17 protein-coding genes are annotated in these 15,736 nt (G+C 64.7%); 7 read left to right on the top strand and 10 right to left on the bottom strand.

Going from position 1 to position 15,736, the window contains the following annotated elements; all coding sequences use genetic code 11:
* Positions 1-41: 41 nt before the first annotated feature.
* The 3 genes from EWM63_RS04400 to EWM63_RS31690 all read right to left on the bottom strand — a co-directional run bounded on the left by EWM63_RS04400 (position 42) and on the right by EWM63_RS31690 (position 2,673).
* A complete protein-coding gene (locus tag EWM63_RS04400; protein ID WP_130185453.1) occupies positions 42-947 on the bottom strand; it encodes a YihY/virulence factor BrkB family protein in 906 nt (301 codons plus the stop codon).
* A 77-nt stretch (positions 948-1,024) separates the two neighbouring features.
* Positions 1,025-2,059, bottom strand: coding sequence for an OmpA family protein (locus tag EWM63_RS04395; RefSeq protein WP_130185452.1), 1,035 nt, complete (start codon positions 2,057-2,059; stop codon positions 1,025-1,027).
* A gap of 338 nt (positions 2,060-2,397) precedes the next feature.
* Entirely contained in the window at positions 2,398-2,673 is a 276-nt protein-coding gene (locus EWM63_RS31690) for a hypothetical protein (RefSeq protein ID WP_165390749.1), read from the bottom strand.
* A gap of 330 nt (positions 2,674-3,003) precedes the next feature.
* Between EWM63_RS31690 and EWM63_RS04385 the strand changes: the two genes are divergently transcribed.
* From EWM63_RS04385 to EWM63_RS04365, 5 genes are all read left to right on the top strand, one after another.
* The gene (locus EWM63_RS04385; RefSeq protein ID WP_165391023.1) at positions 3,004-3,576 is read left to right on the top strand and encodes a winged helix-turn-helix domain-containing protein; all 573 of its coding nucleotides are present in this window, start codon (positions 3,004-3,006) and stop codon (positions 3,574-3,576) included.
* Between the two features lie 116 nt (positions 3,577-3,692).
* On the top strand, positions 3,693-4,601 hold the full coding sequence (locus EWM63_RS04380) for a M90 family metallopeptidase (protein WP_130185450.1): 909 nt from the start codon (positions 3,693-3,695) through the stop codon (positions 4,599-4,601).
* Positions 4,601-5,926 carry an ATP-binding protein gene (locus tag EWM63_RS04375; RefSeq protein ID WP_130185449.1) on the top strand — a complete coding sequence of 442 codons (1,326 nt, stop codon included), beginning with the start codon at positions 4,601-4,603 and terminating at the stop codon, positions 5,924-5,926. Before EWM63_RS04380 ends, EWM63_RS04375 begins: the two co-directional genes overlap by 1 nt.
* Positions 5,927-6,088: 162 nt before the next feature.
* A complete protein-coding gene (locus EWM63_RS04370; protein ID WP_130185448.1) occupies positions 6,089-6,640 on the top strand; it encodes a glycine zipper domain-containing protein in 552 nt (183 codons plus the stop codon).
* A 42-nt stretch (positions 6,641-6,682) separates the two neighbouring features.
* Positions 6,683-7,036: a hypothetical protein gene (locus tag EWM63_RS04365; RefSeq protein ID WP_130185447.1), complete on the top strand. Its 354-nt coding sequence runs from the start codon at positions 6,683-6,685 to the stop codon at positions 7,034-7,036.
* A 99-nt stretch (positions 7,037-7,135) separates the two neighbouring features.
* Here the strand turns inward: EWM63_RS04365 and EWM63_RS04360 are convergent, their stop codons facing one another.
* The 7 genes from EWM63_RS04360 to EWM63_RS04330 form a co-directional block, all read right to left on the bottom strand.
* The gene (locus tag EWM63_RS04360; protein WP_130185446.1) at positions 7,136-8,044 is read right to left on the bottom strand and encodes a universal stress protein; all 909 of its coding nucleotides are present in this window, start codon (positions 8,042-8,044) and stop codon (positions 7,136-7,138) included.
* A gap of 85 nt (positions 8,045-8,129) precedes the next feature.
* The gene (locus EWM63_RS04355) at positions 8,130-8,519 is read right to left on the bottom strand and encodes a TraR/DksA family transcriptional regulator (RefSeq protein WP_130185445.1); all 390 of its coding nucleotides are present in this window, start codon (positions 8,517-8,519) and stop codon (positions 8,130-8,132) included.
* A complete protein-coding gene (locus EWM63_RS04350) occupies positions 8,516-9,049 on the bottom strand; it encodes a hypothetical protein (RefSeq protein ID WP_207221241.1) in 534 nt (177 codons plus the stop codon). Before EWM63_RS04350 ends, EWM63_RS04355 begins: the two co-directional genes overlap by 4 nt.
* Positions 9,046-9,912: a hypothetical protein gene (locus tag EWM63_RS04345; RefSeq protein WP_229487724.1), complete on the bottom strand. Its 867-nt coding sequence runs from the start codon at positions 9,910-9,912 to the stop codon at positions 9,046-9,048. Before EWM63_RS04345 ends, EWM63_RS04350 begins: the two co-directional genes overlap by 4 nt.
* A 93-nt stretch (positions 9,913-10,005) precedes the next feature.
* Positions 10,006-10,824, bottom strand: coding sequence for a hydroxypyruvate isomerase (gene hyi, locus EWM63_RS04340; RefSeq protein WP_130185444.1), 819 nt, complete (start codon positions 10,822-10,824; stop codon positions 10,006-10,008).
* Positions 10,825-10,932: 108 nt separating this feature from the next.
* Positions 10,933-12,462, bottom strand: a complete 1,530-nt coding sequence (locus EWM63_RS04335; protein WP_130185443.1) for a DEAD/DEAH box helicase — start codon at positions 12,460-12,462, stop codon at positions 10,933-10,935.
* A gap of 184 nt (positions 12,463-12,646) precedes the next feature.
* Complete coding sequence (locus EWM63_RS04330; RefSeq protein ID WP_130190180.1) at positions 12,647-13,429, bottom strand: inositol monophosphatase family protein; 783 nt, start codon at positions 13,427-13,429, stop codon at positions 12,647-12,649.
* Between the two features lie 227 nt (positions 13,430-13,656).
* Between EWM63_RS04330 and EWM63_RS04325 the strand changes: the two genes are divergently transcribed.
* Both EWM63_RS04325 and EWM63_RS04320 read left to right on the top strand, forming a co-directional pair.
* Positions 13,657-14,469, top strand: a complete 813-nt coding sequence (locus EWM63_RS04325; RefSeq protein ID WP_259772510.1) for an RNA methyltransferase — start codon at positions 13,657-13,659, stop codon at positions 14,467-14,469.
* Positions 14,470-14,550: 81 nt separating this feature from the next.
* A complete protein-coding gene (locus EWM63_RS04320) occupies positions 14,551-15,513 on the top strand; it encodes an esterase/lipase family protein (protein WP_229487722.1) in 963 nt (320 codons plus the stop codon).
* The last annotated feature ends 223 nt before the right edge of the window (positions 15,514-15,736 follow it).

Raw genomic sequence — 15,736 nt, 5'->3', positions numbered from 1 at the left:
CCAAAAGAACCGGTGTCTGTCACCGGTTTTCAGCCATTTTGCTACTTCATCTTCAGCTTGCCTTGCTCATCGCGCGGATGATGCTTCAGGCTGCCGATCCGCAGCGCGTACTGACGGGCGAATTCGGCACCCAGGAAGAAGATCTGGGCCGAGTAGTACACCCACAGCAGCAGCGCGATCGTGGAGCCGGCGGCGCCGAAGCTGCTGGCCACGCCGCTGTTGCCGATATAGGCGCCGATGCCGAACTTGCCGATCATGAACAGGATGGCGGTGCCGATCGCACCGATGATCACATCGGGCCAATCCAGCTTGATGCGCGGCAGCAGCTTGTAGATCACGCCGAACATGGCGGCGATCACGAGGAAGCTGATCGTGTGGTTCAGCACCGTGATGAACACGGTCGCGTCCGGCCAGTAGCGGTTCCAGAAACGCTGGAAGAGTTCCAGCGCGGCGCTGACCACGAGCGACGTCATCAGCAGGAAGCCCAGTGCCAGCACGAGCCCGAACGACAGCAGGCGGGTGCGGATCGTGTCCCACACCGTGTTCTCCGTAACGGGCGGCAGCTGCCAGATTTCATCCAGGCTCGCCTTCAGCTCGGCGAACACGCTGGTGGCACCGAACAGCAGCAGGGCGCCGGCGATCACCGTGGCGATCTTGCCTTCCTCTTCATTGCGCGCACCGGCCAGGATCAGCTGGATCGCTTCCGCCCCTTGCGCGCCGACCATGCCGCGCAGCTGCGTAAACAGTTCGCCCTGTGCCGCTTCCTTGCCGTAGAAAATGCCGGCGATCGCGATGACGAGCACCAGGATCGGAGCGAGCGAGAACAGTGTGTAGAAGGCCAGCGCCGCACCCTTGCTGCTGCCCCGGTGGTCGAACCATTCCATCACGGCGCAGTACAGCAGGTTGGGAATTTTCTTGGCGATATGGGGAAACTTTCTCCAGTTCATTTTCAGCTCCGTATAAACAAAAAGGGGCCTAAGCCCCTTTCTGCGTAATGCACCTGAAGGCAAATGCCTTCGGGCGATTAGTTCACTTTACGTTCGATCGTGATCTGTTCCACTTCGACGCGACGGTTCGGCTCCAGGCACTTGATCAGGTCCGAACGCTTCTTGTCGTTGCACTGCACCAGCGGCTGGGACTCGCCCTTGCCCTCGGTGGTCAGGCGGTCCGCGGCGATACCCTTGCTCACCAGGTATTCCTTGGCGGCGGCGGCACGCTTTTCGGACAGCGTCTGGTTGTACTTGTCGGAACCGATGCGGTCGGTGTGACCGGTGATCGTGATGCCCGTCAGGCTCGGGTTTTCGTTCAGCACGCGTGCCACGTCATCCAGCTTGGCCTGGTCGCCACGCAGCTTGGCGCTGTTGAACTCGAACAGTTCGGTGGCCGACATCGTCACTTTCTCGAAGCGTGCCGGTGGTGGCGGCGGCGGCGGCGGAGCTACCGGTGCTGGCGGCTCTGCGACCGGTGCCGGCGGCGCAGGTGGTGCCGGCGGCTGCGGTGCCGGGCCCAGGGCATAGTTGAAGCCCACGGTGGCGTAGACGTTATTGGAACGGTCATGGCGGAAGTCATCGCTGCCGATGAAGCCATAGACGCTGCGCACGTCAGCCTGGAACGACCAGCGGTCGTTGATGACGGACTGGAAGCCCAGGCCGGCCGAGATGTAAGGCGACGTGCGGTGCGGTTCGGCCAGGCTGCGGAATGGATTTTCCTTGTCACGCTGGGCACCCAGGCCCACCAGCACGAACGGACGGAAGGTCTTGCGCGAGAACAGGTACAGGAAGTCGACACCCAGCGTTTCCTGCTGGTAGCGTGCGCCGTTCTCGCTCGAGCGGGCATACGTGTAACCCAACTGGATATCCCAGTTTTCCGAGATCGGCTTACCGAACTTCAAGCCGCCGCCATAGCCGGTCTTGTCGGTGGCCCAGTCGGAGTCAGGCTTCATCGCGTTTACGCTTGGCTGGATGTACCAGTTCGGATTGATGACGGCATCCTGCGCCGAAGCGGCGACGGAAGCACACAGCAGGGCTGCGGCAATTGCGATCTTCTTGGATTTATTCACGGATAACTCCTGATGCGTTGGAAGAAATGTTTGTAACTACAGCAATATTGACGGAGCGGACGTTTATAAACTCCCCGCTCTTCTTTCAATTTTGCAGCTTTTGCATTGCTGTTACGTCAAGTTTATGGCGCAAGCAACGAAAACATCGGTGCGCTAGCGCACAATGAGCTTGCGTTATATCAAATGTGTGGTGATCTTACAACAGGAATTGAACACTCGTCTTTCCGTCCAACGGGAGGGAAGAATGAAAAAACGCGCCGTTAGCCGGCGCGTTCGGTACAGCGGTGCGGTAAGAGCTGCGCATTGCGCGTCGCTTCCTGCCGCACTCGTTACCGCGCTTATTGCGTGGTCGTGCCGCCAGCAGGCGGGGTGGTGCCGGCCGGCGTGGTGCCCGTGCCTGCAGGTGCCGTGGCGTCGGCTGGCGGCGTCGTCGTATCGGCCGGTGGCGGCGTCATGGTATCGGCAGGTGCCGCAGCCGGCGCTGCCGGTTCGGTCGTTGCCGGTGCCGTGGCCGGCGCCGTCGTGGTATCGGTTGCAGGCACCGTGTTCTCGGTCTTGTTGCAAGCGGAAAGGCTCAGGGCCGTGATGGCTGCCAGCAGGATGGAGTATTTCATGGTGTGTCCTCTCTAAGGGTTGGTCCTGCATGCACTTTAAACAACAGGTCATCGCCGATCTGTTCGCGAGCGCACATTCAGCGGCGAAGTGGTGGATGTAAGACAACGGCAGCCACAGAAAACAGTTCTTCGTAGCAACAACGTAACTTTAAGCTTTGAACCATTTTGTGTTCGTTGCCGCACAGACTTGTACAACGCATAACGGCAATCTGGAACCCAATGAATGAATGAATGCGCAGTGACCCCGCACCGCGCAAACCGGCTACCGTTATAAGGAGTGTTCAAATGCACGCAATCAGAGATTCTCACGACCTGTCGAACAGCGATGTGATGGCCTCCCAGCCCGCCGCGAAGCCGCGCCTGGCGCTGGTGGAGCGCCCGGGTCCGGGGACCGAGCGCAAGGCATTGTCGCTGGCGCCGATCGAGCGCGTACGGTCCACTTCGGCAACCCTGCGCCGCATCGAGAACATGCAAAAACTGATCGGCGAGTTGCAGCAGCACGAGATGCTGGCCGACGAAATCGCCTGGTTCCTGAAATTCTCGCCGTCCGGTGCCCGCAAATATATCCGCGACCTGCGCGAAGCGGGCGTGATCGAACTGGCCCGCTATATCGAAGGCACCGCCACGTACCTGGGCAAGGCTGTGTATCGCCTTACCCCGGATGCGGAACGCGTGCAGGCCTTCCTGGCGGCGATCGCCCAGCCGAAGCGCGAAGGCACGCCGCCGCGCAAGGAGCGCCCGAGCCTGCGCGAGCAGAGCATGGCCGGCAGCGGCCGCCACTTCCATATCCTCGCCGACGACACGCATTATGCGATCCGCGTCAACCGCGGTCCGGTGACCCGCGACCCGCTGGTGGCAGCGTTGTTCGGCGCCCCGCAATCGCTGCAGAAGGCACAGCAGTAAAACTGGCCACTGCGCAGGCAAGTATGCAGACAGGGCGCCGGCAACGGCGCCCGCTTCATTGAATTGTCGGCAACGCTCCCCATCTGTGGCGACATATATCGTTATGGACGGCCAATATGGACGCATTGCTTGGTTTGACGCTCCTGGCGCTGGCAGTCGCCGCGCCATTCCTGTATCCCCGCCTGACATTGCGCCGGGCCCTGTCCCGGCCGCTGGCCCCGGCTGCGCTCGATGCGCTGCGCCGTTACGTTCCCATCCTTGACCGCCTCGACCCCGCCTTGCAGGAGCAGTTGCAGCGGCGCGTGAAGCAATTCCTCCACGAAAAGAAGTTCGTCGGCTGTGCCGGCCTCGAGGTGACCGATACCATGCGCGTCGCGATTGCCGGCCAGGCGTGCCTGCTGCTGCTGAATCGCGCCACCGGTGTCTATCCATCGCTGCGTACGATCCTCGTGTATCCGGGCGCGTTCGCGGCGGCGCGGCAGGACGTGGGGCCGGGCGGTGTCGTCACCCATTTCCGCCAGACGATGCTGGGCGAATCCTGGCAGGACGGGCGCGTCGTGCTGTCCTGGGATGATACCGAGCGCGGCGCGTTGGCCTGGGACGGGCACAATGTGGTGCTGCACGAGTTTGCCCACCAGCTCGACAGCGAATCGGGCCAGACCAATGGCGCGCCTTACCTGGGCAGCCAGGAAAACTACCGCAACTGGTCCGAAGTGCTGTCGCGCGATTACGCGCACCTGCAGCGTGCGGCCTGGCTGGGCAACGCCGACAGCGTGCTCGATCACTATGGCGCCACCAGCCCCGCCGAATTCTTTGCCGTGGCGACCGAGGCCTTTTTCGGCAAGCCGTGGCAACTGGCGCAGCGCCACCCGGCACTGTATGACGAGCTGTCGAAGTATTATCGGGTCGACCCGCGCCTGTGGCTCGACGAGCCGCCAGCCGCGGATTCACCGGAATCCGCACCGGAACCCGTCGTCATGCCGGCATTGCCGTCGAATCGTTCGTTTGCCTGGGCCAGCTGGTAATGCATTTCGAGGATTTCGATGCTTCCCCGGCCGCTGCGCCAGCCGGCGCCGCGTCGTCCGGTCCCGTGCGATCCACCCGCCTGCAATATTTGATCGACAACACGCCGGCGCTGATCTACTGCACGGTACCCAGCGGCGACTTCAAGATGACGTTCGTCAGCAATAACGCGTTCAACATGCTGGGTTACCGGCCGGACGAAATGCTGGCCGATCCGAATTTCTGGTTCGATCACATCCACCCGGAAGACAAGCCGCGCATCGTGGCCAGCCTGGCGGAAGTCTTCACCGAAGGCCAGCGCGTGTACGAGTACCGGTTCCGTGCGGCCGATGGCCGCTACCTGTGGATGCACGACACACTGCGGCTGATCCGCGATGAAACGGGCCGGCCGCTGGAAGTCATCGGCGCGCTGACCGACATCACGGACCGGAAGGCCATGGAGGAAGCGCTGACGGCCAAGGGTGTCGAACAGCAGCAGCTGATCGGCAAGTTGCGCGAGGCCCATGAACAGTTGCTGCAATCGGAAAAGATGGCGTCGATCGGGCAACTGGCGGCCGGGATCGCCCACGAGATCAACAATCCGATCGGTTTCGTCAATTCCAACATGGGCACGCTGCAAGGCTATGTCGGCGCGCTGCTTGACCTGATCGATGCATACGACCGCGCGATCGCCGGTGACGCCAGCCTGGTGGAGCGGATGGCGCCGATGCGCCAGGTCGCCGACCTGGCGTTCGTGCGCGGCGACGTGATCTCCCTGATCCACGAGTCGATCGAAGGCCTGCGGCGGGTAAAGGAAATCGTGCACTCACTGCGCGAGTTCTCGCACGTGGGAGAAACGGAATGGCAACTGGCCGACCTGCACCGGGGGCTGGACAGTACGTTGAACATCGTTGCCAACGAGCTGAGGTACAAGGTGTCGGTGATCACGGAGTATGGCAACCTGCCGCTTGTCGAATGCCGGGCCTCGCAGCTGAACCAGGTGTTCATGAACCTGATCGTCAATGCCAGCCAAGCCATCGCCGGCAAGGGGAAAATCCGACTCCGTACCGGCGCCCAGGACGGCTGGGTGTGGATCGAGATCGCCGATACCGGCGGCGGCATCGCGCCGGAGCACCTGACGCGCATCTTCGAGCCATTCTTCACCACCAAGCCAGTCGGCAGCGGTACCGGTCTCGGGCTTTCGCTGTCCTATGGCATCGTCACCCGCCATGGCGGGCGCATCGACGTGCGCTCGCTGCAGGGCGAGGGCAGCACGTTCACCACCACATTCACCGTCTGGCTGCCACAGCGTTCGCCGCACCCGGCAGGCGGCGCCGCCGCTGCCTGATAAGGCAGCACTTTTCGTCTCTTTTGACTGGCCACCGTCGGTGATTTCGCTACCATGCCCGCTGCCGGGATGCTTGCGCCAGGCTATGTGCGTCAACGTACGGAAACACGGCGGGGGGCGCGGCAAGCTGAGTGCGTCCAATTCATGCAGGAGATAAAAATCATGACAACCATCATCGCCGGTCATTTCCAGTTGCAGGAACAAGTCGACGGCGCCCGCCAGGCGCTGCAGGCCGAAGGGTATCCCGACGACCGCATCAGCACGTTCTATGTCAACCAGCCCGGCCAGCATGACATGCATGCGCTCGGCGGCGACCGCACCCTGTCCCCCGGTGCGAAGGATTCGCCGGAGGGCTTGGCAAAAGGCGCCGCCACGGGCGGCGCGATCGGCGCGGCCATCGGTGCCGCAACGGTGCCGCTGACCGGGCCCGTCGGCCCGGTGGTTGGCGGCCTCGTCGGTGCGCACGTGGGCTCGCTGTACAGCTTCTCGCACATGAAGGAAAAGGGCGAGCCAGAAGCGGGCGGCGAGAACGCCATCGCGCCGCGCAAGTCCGGCATGCTGATCGCCGTTGCGCTTCCGGACGGTGACGAGGACCGCGCCGTGCAACTGCTGCGCAAGCTCGGCGCCAACGATATCGAGCGCGCCGAGGGCACGATCGCCGGGGGCGACTGGAAGGATTTCGATCCGCTGTCGCTGCCGCGACGAATCGGCTGACGGCGCCGCCGGCCCCGTCGCGCCACATTTCTGGAGGCGTGCATGACACACGCATGGGTAGAGCTCACCGGGCCGGACGGCCACAATGTGCAGGCGCCAACCGAGGCGCAACTGGCGGCCGCGCTGTCGGAAATCTACGAGGGCAACGGGGCCGCGCTGGACGGGATCGCGCCATCGGCCGTGCTGCGCTTTGGCTACGACGACGGTTTGATGTACCAGCTGGAAGTGGCGCGCGGTGGCGCGATCCGGTTCGAGGAATGGTCCGATCGCGATTGCGAGATCGCCCTGGCCAGCCCGCGCCAGATGTCCGCCGGCAAGGAAGACGCGCTGCAATTGTGCAAATGGATGACGCTGCGCCAGGTGGCAAAAATCCGCGACCAGGACTGGCAGGAGTGATAGCAAAGGGCAAGGCCGGGAGCGAGGCTGCGCCTGCGTGGAGCACCGCTCCGCGCCTGCCGAACAGTGCGAGCCAGCCAGCTCGCACGCTCTTCCTTTTCAATGCGCCATCAGCACCGGCACCGTCATCGATTCCAGCACCGTGCGCGTGACGCCGCCCAGCAGCGTTTCGCGGAAGCGCGAATGGCCGTAGGCGCCCAGCACGACGAGATCGCAGCCTGTTTCGCCTGCCAGCCCCATGAGGACCTCGCCCACGTCGCCAGGGCGCTTCAGCAAACCCTGGCGGGCAGCTTGCCGCACCTGCACGTCGGCCGCGATGCCGTGGCGGGCCAGCCATGCCAGCACTTCCGCACCCGGCGTGTCGCCAAACGCCGCGGGCCTCAGGTCGGCATCGATGATCGCCACCGTCACCTTTTCAGCCCCGGCCAGCAGCGGCAATGCCTCGCGCACCGCGCGCGCCGCTTCCTTGCTGGCATTCCAGGCCACCAGCACGTGCCGGCCCGGCGTCGGGGATCCCGCGCTCGCCACGCCGGCCGGGGTGACCGAAATCGACCCGCGCGGTCGCGCCGTGTTGGGCACCACCAGCACCGGGCAACCCGATTCGGTCAGCACCTCGGCGGGGAACGCCGCCGGGCTGGAGCTGCGCGCGTCCGGCAGCGCCTGCCCGACGATCACCAGGTCGGCATGCCGCGCCACGAGCGCCAGGCCGGTGCCCGGTTCGTCGTCCAGCACGCGTTCCTCGAAGCCGTGCACGCCCAGTGCGCGCAACTGCGGCGCAAAGTCGGCCAGCGCGCGGCTTGCCCGTTCACGCAGCACGTCGAGGTGCTGCGCGAGGTTCGGATCCTCGTCGTCGACCATTTCGTTCTGGTACAGGAAGCGGGACACGCCCGTCAGCGCCACGCCGATCACGTGCGCGCCATGCTGGAGCGCCAGTTCGGCCGCCATCAGCACCCGCGCAGCCGAGTGCGGTGCCTCATCCACGTGTACCAGTATCGTCTTGTAGCCCATGCGGGAATTATAGGCCGGTGCGCGCGCAGCGCCGCGCACAGGATGGATCGGGTTGCAACTAAATGAAGGGCACGCGCAGCGGCGATCAGCGCCGCTGTTGCTCTAGCCGGGTCTGGCAGGCGATGCAGAAGCGCGCCTCGGGGCGCGCCTCCAGGCGCGAATAGCCGATCGGCTCGCCACAATTCTCGCAGTCGCCGTAGTCGCCGCTGTCGCCATTGTCGGCGCCGTCGAACTTGGCCAGTGCGTGGCGGATCGACGACAGTTGCGCGATCCGCAGCTCGTCCGCTTCCGCCTCGAGCTGGTTCAGCGTGCGGTTGCTGGCGCTGTCGGCCGGGGAGGTTTCCACTTCCTCGACAGCTGGCGTGCGGTTGAACTCGCTGTTCGGCCGGGTGGCGAACTGCCGCAGCAGCGCGAACTTGCGCTGCTCGAGCGAAGCTTGCAGCGCCGCGCGCTGGTCGGGTGTCAGGATGTTCATGTCTCCATTCTATGCCCGCTGCCGGAAGAGGGGGTGGTCAACTTGTCGGTGTCGCTGGCGGCGTCGGTATCGGGCAGGGCCTGGACATGCTCCTTCAGGTCTTCCAGCGCGGGCACCAGGGCCTCGGGCTTCAGCGCCGCAATGGCGGCGGCGGCATTGAACAATGCCGAGGCGATACCGGCCAGTTCCTTTGCACGGTCGATGCGCCGGATCCGTTCGCGGGCGCGCACCGCCAGGTCGAGCAGTTCCCGTACCGGCAACGCCGCGCCCCGGGCGGCAAAACCGGTCGCATCCGCATACAGGCTGTTTGCCTGCTGGCGCAGCGCGATTTCCTGCTCGAACAATTCCTGCGCCTCGGCATGGGAAATCGCTGCGCCGGCAGTGGATGCGTTCTTGCGGATCGCCGCCATGATGCGTTTGTGCAGCGCATCGGCGTTGTCGGACAGGCTGTCGGCCAGCGCCTCGATGTCGGCGGGCGACAGCGCGGCAGCGGAGGTAACGGCGGTATCGGCACTGGTGGTCGGCTTCATGGCTGGGCTCCCTGGTTGGCGGCGACGCGCGCCGCGGGTTGCGGACTGGCGGGCTCGAGGCTGCGCACCAGCGCCTCGTGGCGTTCGCGGATCGCCTGCACGTTCTGCCGGACCAGCGTGTGGCGCCGGCCCAGCAGCCGGTACTCATTGAGTTTTTCATGACGGTGCGCTTTCGCCAGCGCCGCCAGCAGGCGGTCCTGCGGCTTGTCGGCAAACGGGATTTCCGTTTCCAGCATGCCGATCACGATGGCCTGTTCGTTGTCATGGTGCTTGTCGTAATAGCGCAGCACCGTGCTCATCGCGTCGAGGGAATCGCGCAGCGGCTCGTCGCCGTCGCGCAGCATTTCCTGCACCGCCTGGTCCTGCGCCCGCCCCGTCGCCACCCGGGCGATCGCCCGCGCCAGGCCGGACACGGCATTCACATGGCGGTCGGTCAGGCCGGTGTCCGGCCAGGCCTTGATGCCTTTCGCCACATCCTTGATTGCGTCGCCCGGGTCGAACTGGTCGCCGCCGGCAAGCTTGCCCAGCGTGCGCAGGTAGGCGGTAACGGCCTCGTGGATCGCTACCAGGTCGGGATAGGCGGCGCGGCGCTCGGCGTCGATGGCTTGCTCGCGCTTGTCCGCAGCCGGGGCCAGATAGGGTTTCTCGCGCTCATAGGTGTCGCGGTAACGCTGGCTCAGTTCGATATAACCGTTCAGTTTCGGCGCCTCGGCGGCCAGTGCGCGCACTTCTTTCAGGCGGGCATTGCCGGCGCACCCGGCCAGCACCGCGGCCAGGAACAGGAGCATCAGGGCGTGAAGGAGACAGCGGCCGGCTGGCGGCAGGCGCCGTGACCAGGGATGGGGCAGGAAAGAAGGGCGCATGATGTTCCCGTGTCGTGATCGGAATTAACATCTTGCGCTTGCAAAAATGCGGCTGTTTGCGGCAACGCAAACCGCCGACTACGGCGGGGAATGTCAGGCGGCCGGGTCCAGGCAGGCGATGTCCGGCATGGCGGCCATGGATGGCCCATCGCGCCACCGCAGGCCAGCCGCGGTATCGCCGCGCGGCCGGTATTCGCAACCGATCCAGCCCTGGTAATCCAGTTCATCGAGCAGCGCGAATATGCCGGGATAGTCGATGACGCCGGTGCCGGGCTCGTGGCGGCCGGGCGCGTCGGCCAGCTGCACGTGGCCGATGCGGGGCAGCGCGCGCCGCAGCATGGCCGGCACGTCTTCGCCCATGCAATGCATGTGGTAAATATCGGCTTGCAGGAACACGTTGTCGTTGTCGCAGGCCGCGATGATATCCAGCGCCTGCTCGGTGCGCGACAGGAAATAGCCCGGCATGTCGATCGTGTTGATCGGCTCGATCAACAGGCGGATGCCACGCGGACCGCATAGCCTGGCCGCATGCTCCACATTGAAGAGGTAGGTTTCACGGGCGCGGCGCAGATCCATGCCCGGCGGCATGATGCCGGCCAGGCAGTGCACCCGCGGCACGTCGAGCAGCGTGGCATATTCCAGCGCCATGTGCACGCTGTCGCGGAATTCGCGATGGCGGCGCGGATCGCACGCCAGGCCACGGTCGCCGGCTTGCCAGTCGCCCGCGGGCAGGTTGAGCAGCACCATGCGCAAATCGTTGTCATCGAGCCTGCGGCGGATGTCAGCGGCGTTGTGATCGTAGGGGAACTGGCATTCGACGGCATCGAAGCCGGCTGCGCGGGCAGCGGCAAACCGGTCCAGGAACGGTAATTCCGTGAACAGCAGGGTCAGGTTGGCGGCGAACTTGGGCATGTGCGGCTACTCGGTTGAAAGCCACTATGGTAACAACTGCGGGCGGGGTTAGCAATTATGCACGATTTTGCGCCTGGCCGCCAACGCGGCGGCCAGGCGGAGGATTGATCAGCGGCCGCGGCCGCCATTGCCACCGTTGCCGCCGGAACGTGCCGGAGCCGTGCCGGCCGGGCGCTGGCCGCCGCGCGAATTGCCATTGCGCGCCGGCTGGGCACCGGCCGGGCGGCTGCCGCCTGCGTTGCCGGTAGCGGCGGGACGTCCACCACCCGCATTGCCGGCACCGCCGGAACGTCCACCACCCGTATTGCCGGCACCGCCGGAACGTCCACCACCGGCACCACCGGCACCCGCGCCGGCACTGCTGCCGCTGCGCGGCGCGTTGGGCTTGCCGCGGCCGCCGCCATTGCCGCCATTGCCTCCCGCGCGGGGATTGCGGTGCTGGCCATTGCCGCTGCGCAGCTGGATCGGCTGCGGGCGGGCGGTCGGGTCCGGCTCGAAGCCGGCAATGACTTCACGCGGCAACGTCTGCTTGATCAGCTTTTCGATGTCTTTCAGCATGTCGTGCTCGTCCACGCAGACCAGCGATACGGCTTCGCCCGTCGCGCCGGCGCGGCCGGTGCGGCCGATCCGGTGCACGTAATCCTCCGGCACGTTCGGCAGGTCATAGTTGACCACGTGCGGCAGCTGGTCGATGTCGATCCCGCGTGCCGCGATGTCGGTGGCCACCAGTACCTGCAGCGTGTTGTCCTTGAACTCGGCCAGCGCGCGGGTGCGTGCCGACTGGCTCTTGTTGCCATGGATCGCCATGGCCTTGATGCCATCCGAACCCAGTTGTTCGACGAGCTTGTTGGCGCCGTGCTTGGTGCGGGTGAACACCAGCACCTGCGTCCACTTGTGCGTGCGGATCAAGTGCGACAGCATCGGGTGCTTCTTGTCGCGGTCGACCGGGTGGATCTTTTGCGCGATGATTTCCACCGTCGAATTGCGACGTGCCACTTCGATCGTGGCGGGCTTGTCCAGCAGGCCATCGGCCAGCGCCTTGATCTCGTCGGAGAACGTGGCCGAGAACAGCAGGTTCTGCCGCTTCGCCGGCAGGGCGGCCAGCACCTTGCGGATATCGCGGATGAAGCCCATGTCGAGCATGCGGTCCGCTTCGTCCAGCACCAGGATCTCGATCTTGTCGAGACTGACGGTACCCTGCTGCATGTGGTCGAGCAGGCGGCCCGGCGTGGCGACAAGGATGTCGACGCCATGCTTGAGCTGCTTGATCTGCGGATTGATCGACACGCCGCCGAAGATCACGGCCGAGTTGAGCTTTGTATATTTGCCGTAGACGCGCACGCTTTCCTCGACCTGGGCAGCCAGTTCGCGGGTCGGCGTGAGGATCAGGGCGCGGATCGGGCGCGCCGAGGTATTGTTGGCCAGCTTGCTGCCGGCGGCATCGGTGGACAGGCGGTGCAGCAGCGGCAGGGTGAACCCTGCCGTCTTGCCCGTGCCGGTCTGGGCGCCGGCCAGCAGGTCGCCGCCGTTCAGTACGGCAGGGATCGCCTGGGTCTGGATGGGCGTGGGCGTGGTATAGCCCGCTTCGGTCACGGCGCGGATGATAGCGTCGGACAAGCCAAGTTGAGTGAAGGACATAGTTGCTCTGAAAGAAAACGGCCCCACGCCAGTCACAGGCAGGGTCAAAATTTAGCGAGGCCGGACTGGTCGGCAATTTCTCTCAGGAAGTATATCAGTATCCACGTAAACTAAATTTCGTCAAGGCAATAAAAAAGGCCCAAATGGGCCTTTTTTTGTATCAAAGCTACACTAAGTGTTGATATCAGGCAAATTCTGCCAGTAAACCGACCATTTGGCCGAAAACCCGCGGGCTGCCGGCGATCACATGGCCGGTCCGCATGTAGCCGGATTCGCCATTGAATTCGCCCGCGATGCCGCCCGCTTCCGTCACCAGCAGTGTGCCGGCGGCGATATCCCAGGGTTGCAGGCTCTTTTCATAGTAACCGTCCAGGCGGCCGCAAGCCACATAGGCCAGGTCCAGCGCGGCGGAGCCGACGCGGCGCACGCCGTGGCAACGCTCGCCCATGATGCCGTACATCTTGAGGTACTCTTCCAGCGCCTTCGGACTGCCGTTCTTGTAGCCGGTGCCCAGCAGCGCGCCGCTGATGCGGTCCAGCTTGCGCACGCGGATGCGCTTGTCGTTCATGAACGCACCGGCGCCTTTTTCGGCCGTGAACAGTTCGTTGCGCACCGGGTCGTACACCACGCCCAGCGTGATCACGCCGCGCTGCTGCAGCGCGATCGAGACCGCATACTGCGGAAAACCGTGGATGAAGTTGGTGGTGCCGTCCAGCGGATCGATGATCCACACGAATTCGCTCTCGTCGTTCACGTTGCCCGTGGTACCGGATTCCTCGCCGAGGAACGCGTGGGTGGGGTAGGCCTTCTGCAGCACCTCGATGACGGCTTCCTCGGCGGCGCGGTCCACGTCGGTAACGAAATCGTTCGGGTTTTTCTCGGCGAAGCTGACCCGGTCGAGGTCGAACGAGGCGCGGTTGATGACGGCGGCGGCGCGGCGTGCGGCCTTCACGGCCGTGTTGAGCATTGGATGCATGGCGATTCCGTAATAAAAAATGAACAGCCTGCCGGACGCATGGTGCCGGGGCCGTGTAAACAGGAGCGAATTAGTAAAGTAAAAGAGCGGCGCGAAGTGGCGGATCAATGGCAATCCTGGCAACTCCCTGGCAAATCCATGGCAAATGCAGGGCAGGCACTGGATCAACGCAGGGCGTTGTAAAATCTGCCGTTTCGCGAAAACCGCTATTTTAAATGATGCCGACGGAAAAAACACTGAACACACCGGCTCTTTTCGGTCGACTGCCGATTTTCCCCCTGCGGGTCATCCTGGTGGAGACGAGTCGTCCGGGCAACATCGGGTCCGTCGCTCGCGCCATGAAGACCATGGGTTTTTCCGAGCTGGTACTCGTCAATCCCCGCTTCGAGGGTGCGCTGCAGCACGAGGAAGCCGTGGCCTTCGCCAGTGGCGCGCAGGATATCCTCGCCGGGGCGCGCATCGTCGCCACGATGGCCGAGGCGCTCGATGGCATCAACCATGCCGCCGCCGTATCGGCCCGGCTGCGCGAATTCTCGCCGCCGGTGCAAACGCCGCGCGAAGTGGCCACGCACGTGGCGGCGGCAGCGGCACACGCGGCGGCAGGGCAGGACCTGTATCCCGCCCTGGTGTTCGGCAACGAGCGCTTCGGCCTGCCCAACGAGATCGTCGAGCGCTGCAACGTGCTGATCAATATCCCGGCCAATCCTGATTATTCCTCGCTGAACCTGGCGCAGGCTGCGCAGGTGCTGCTGTACGAATGCCGCATGGCGGCGCTCGACCCCGCCGCGCCGGCCGCCACGCCCATCGGTTTCCATGGCGATGCCGCCAGCCAGGCGCAGATCGAGGGCATGTACACGCACATCGAGGAAGCGCTGGTGGCGATCGGCTTCCTCGATGCGGACAACCCGCGCAAGCTGATGCCGCGCCTGAAGCGCCTGTTCGCCCGCACCGGCCTGGAGACGGAAGAGGTGAACATCCTGCGCGGCATCGCCCGGCAGATGATGGCGCAGGGCCGCAAACCGGAGAAGTGAATTTTCGCTCCGGATTCGCGCCGGAATTTCGCTGCCGAAGCCGATTTGAAGGAGAATGTGCAGGATACCGGTTGCTCCGATATGCCGGGTCTTCACGATAAGGGCGACAACATGGTGGTGCGCATCCTGCTGGCAATCATGGCGGTACAAATCGCGGCGGCGCTGGCGATCTGGTATGCGGCCGCCCGCTATGTGCCGCTCGACCTGGCCCTGCTGCTGGCGCTGCTGGCCGTGGTGCTGGTGCGCGGCGCGATCAATGCCAACAATTTCAGGATGGCGCGCAAGTTCGCCTGCGACGTGCCGGCCGAGCACCGGCTCGACCTGGGCGGCCGCATCTGCCTGTTCTGCGGCGAGTTCCGCGCCTCGATGCTGGCCTCTTCCTGGTTCATGCTGCGCCATCGGCCCGAGCCGTATTTCGCGCCCGATGCCCATGCGCTGCCTGTCCTGCTGGTGCATGGCTACGGTTGCAATGGCGGCTACTGGACACCGCTGCGCGCGCTGCTGCGGCGCGAGCGCATCAGCCACGCCACCGTCGACCTCGAACCGGTCGCCGCGCCGCTGGACGATTACGTGGAACAGGTCGAGTGCGCGGCCCAGCGCCTGCTGGCCGCCACCGGCGCGCCACGCATCGTCATCGTCGGCCACAGCATGGGCGGCCTGGTGGCGCGCGCCTGGCTGCGGCGCCACGGCGCGGCCCGCGTGGCGCGCATCGTCACCATCGGCACACCGCACCAGGGCACCGGGCTCGCGTCCCTGGGCTTCGGCGAGAACGCCCGGCAGATGCGCCAGGATGCCGAATGGCTCTCCCAGCTGGCGCAGGACGATGCCGCGCATCGCGCGCTGATCACGTCGGTGTGGTCGTGGCACGACAATATTGTTGCCCCGCAAACTTCCTCCCGTCTGGCCGGCGCCCGGAACGTGGCCTTTTCCGGTATCGGCCATGTCGCCCTGGGCAGCGATCCGCGCGTGCTGTGCCGCATCCTCGATGAGATCCTTGGCGCCGGCCCTTTGACGCGGCCGCTTCCAGCCGCTACAATTAGTTGACGTACGGCAATAGAGATTAATTTTCGTTCATTCTCTGTCCAGCGTGCCGGCAGCATTTCCGGCACGGCCGACGTGCACGCCTGCCGTGCTTCGCCTCCGTACGGAATAAGGGATACTGACACCACGGGGAGGGCTGTTGCCCGGCAACGATAATTAGAGCCGCTGATACAAGCCCCATGGCCGGCCTGGCCTGGGGAAACCGGCTCGTGACAATAGAATGGAG

Source organism: Pseudoduganella lutea (assembly GCF_004209755.1).
Classification (GTDB): Bacteria; Pseudomonadota; Gammaproteobacteria; order Burkholderiales; family Burkholderiaceae_D; genus Rugamonas; species Rugamonas lutea.
This window is presented reverse-complemented; position numbering and strand designations above follow the sequence as displayed.

Bases quoted from the DNA above. Each gene is read 5' to 3' on its own strand.
- EWM63_RS04400 (WP_130185453.1), bottom strand. From the start codon at position 947: ATGAACTGGAGAAAGTTTCCCCATATCGCCAAGAAAATTCCCAACCTG.
- EWM63_RS31690 (WP_165390749.1), bottom strand. From the start codon at position 2,673: ATGAAATACTCCATCCTGCTGGCAGCCATCACGGCCCTGAGCCTTTCC.
- EWM63_RS04385 (WP_165391023.1), top strand. From the start codon at position 3,004: ATGGCCTCCCAGCCCGCCGCGAAGCCGCGCCTGGCGCTGGTGGAGCGC.
- EWM63_RS04380 (WP_130185450.1), top strand. From the start codon at position 3,693: ATGGACGCATTGCTTGGTTTGACGCTCCTGGCGCTGGCAGTCGCCGCG.
- EWM63_RS04375 (WP_130185449.1), top strand. From the start codon at position 4,601: ATGCATTTCGAGGATTTCGATGCTTCCCCGGCCGCTGCGCCAGCCGGC.
- EWM63_RS04370 (WP_130185448.1), top strand. From the start codon at position 6,089: ATGACAACCATCATCGCCGGTCATTTCCAGTTGCAGGAACAAGTCGAC.
- EWM63_RS04365 (WP_130185447.1), top strand. From the start codon at position 6,683: ATGACACACGCATGGGTAGAGCTCACCGGGCCGGACGGCCACAATGTG.
- EWM63_RS04360 (WP_130185446.1), bottom strand. From the start codon at position 8,044: ATGGGCTACAAGACGATACTGGTACACGTGGATGAGGCACCGCACTCG.
- EWM63_RS04355 (WP_130185445.1), bottom strand. From the start codon at position 8,519: ATGAACATCCTGACACCCGACCAGCGCGCGGCGCTGCAAGCTTCGCTC.
- EWM63_RS04350 (WP_207221241.1), bottom strand. From the start codon at position 9,049: ATGAAGCCGACCACCAGTGCCGATACCGCCGTTACCTCCGCTGCCGCG.
- EWM63_RS04345 (WP_229487724.1), bottom strand. From the start codon at position 9,912: ATGCGCCCTTCTTTCCTGCCCCATCCCTGGTCACGGCGCCTGCCGCCA.
- hyi (WP_130185444.1), bottom strand. From the start codon at position 10,824: ATGCCCAAGTTCGCCGCCAACCTGACCCTGCTGTTCACGGAATTACCG.
- EWM63_RS04335 (WP_130185443.1), bottom strand. From the start codon at position 12,462: ATGTCCTTCACTCAACTTGGCTTGTCCGACGCTATCATCCGCGCCGTG.
- EWM63_RS04330 (WP_130190180.1), bottom strand. From the start codon at position 13,429: ATGCTCAACACGGCCGTGAAGGCCGCACGCCGCGCCGCCGCCGTCATC.
- EWM63_RS04325 (WP_259772510.1), top strand. From the start codon at position 13,657: ATGCCGACGGAAAAAACACTGAACACACCGGCTCTTTTCGGTCGACTG.
- EWM63_RS04320 (WP_229487722.1), top strand. From the start codon at position 14,551: ATGCCGGGTCTTCACGATAAGGGCGACAACATGGTGGTGCGCATCCTG.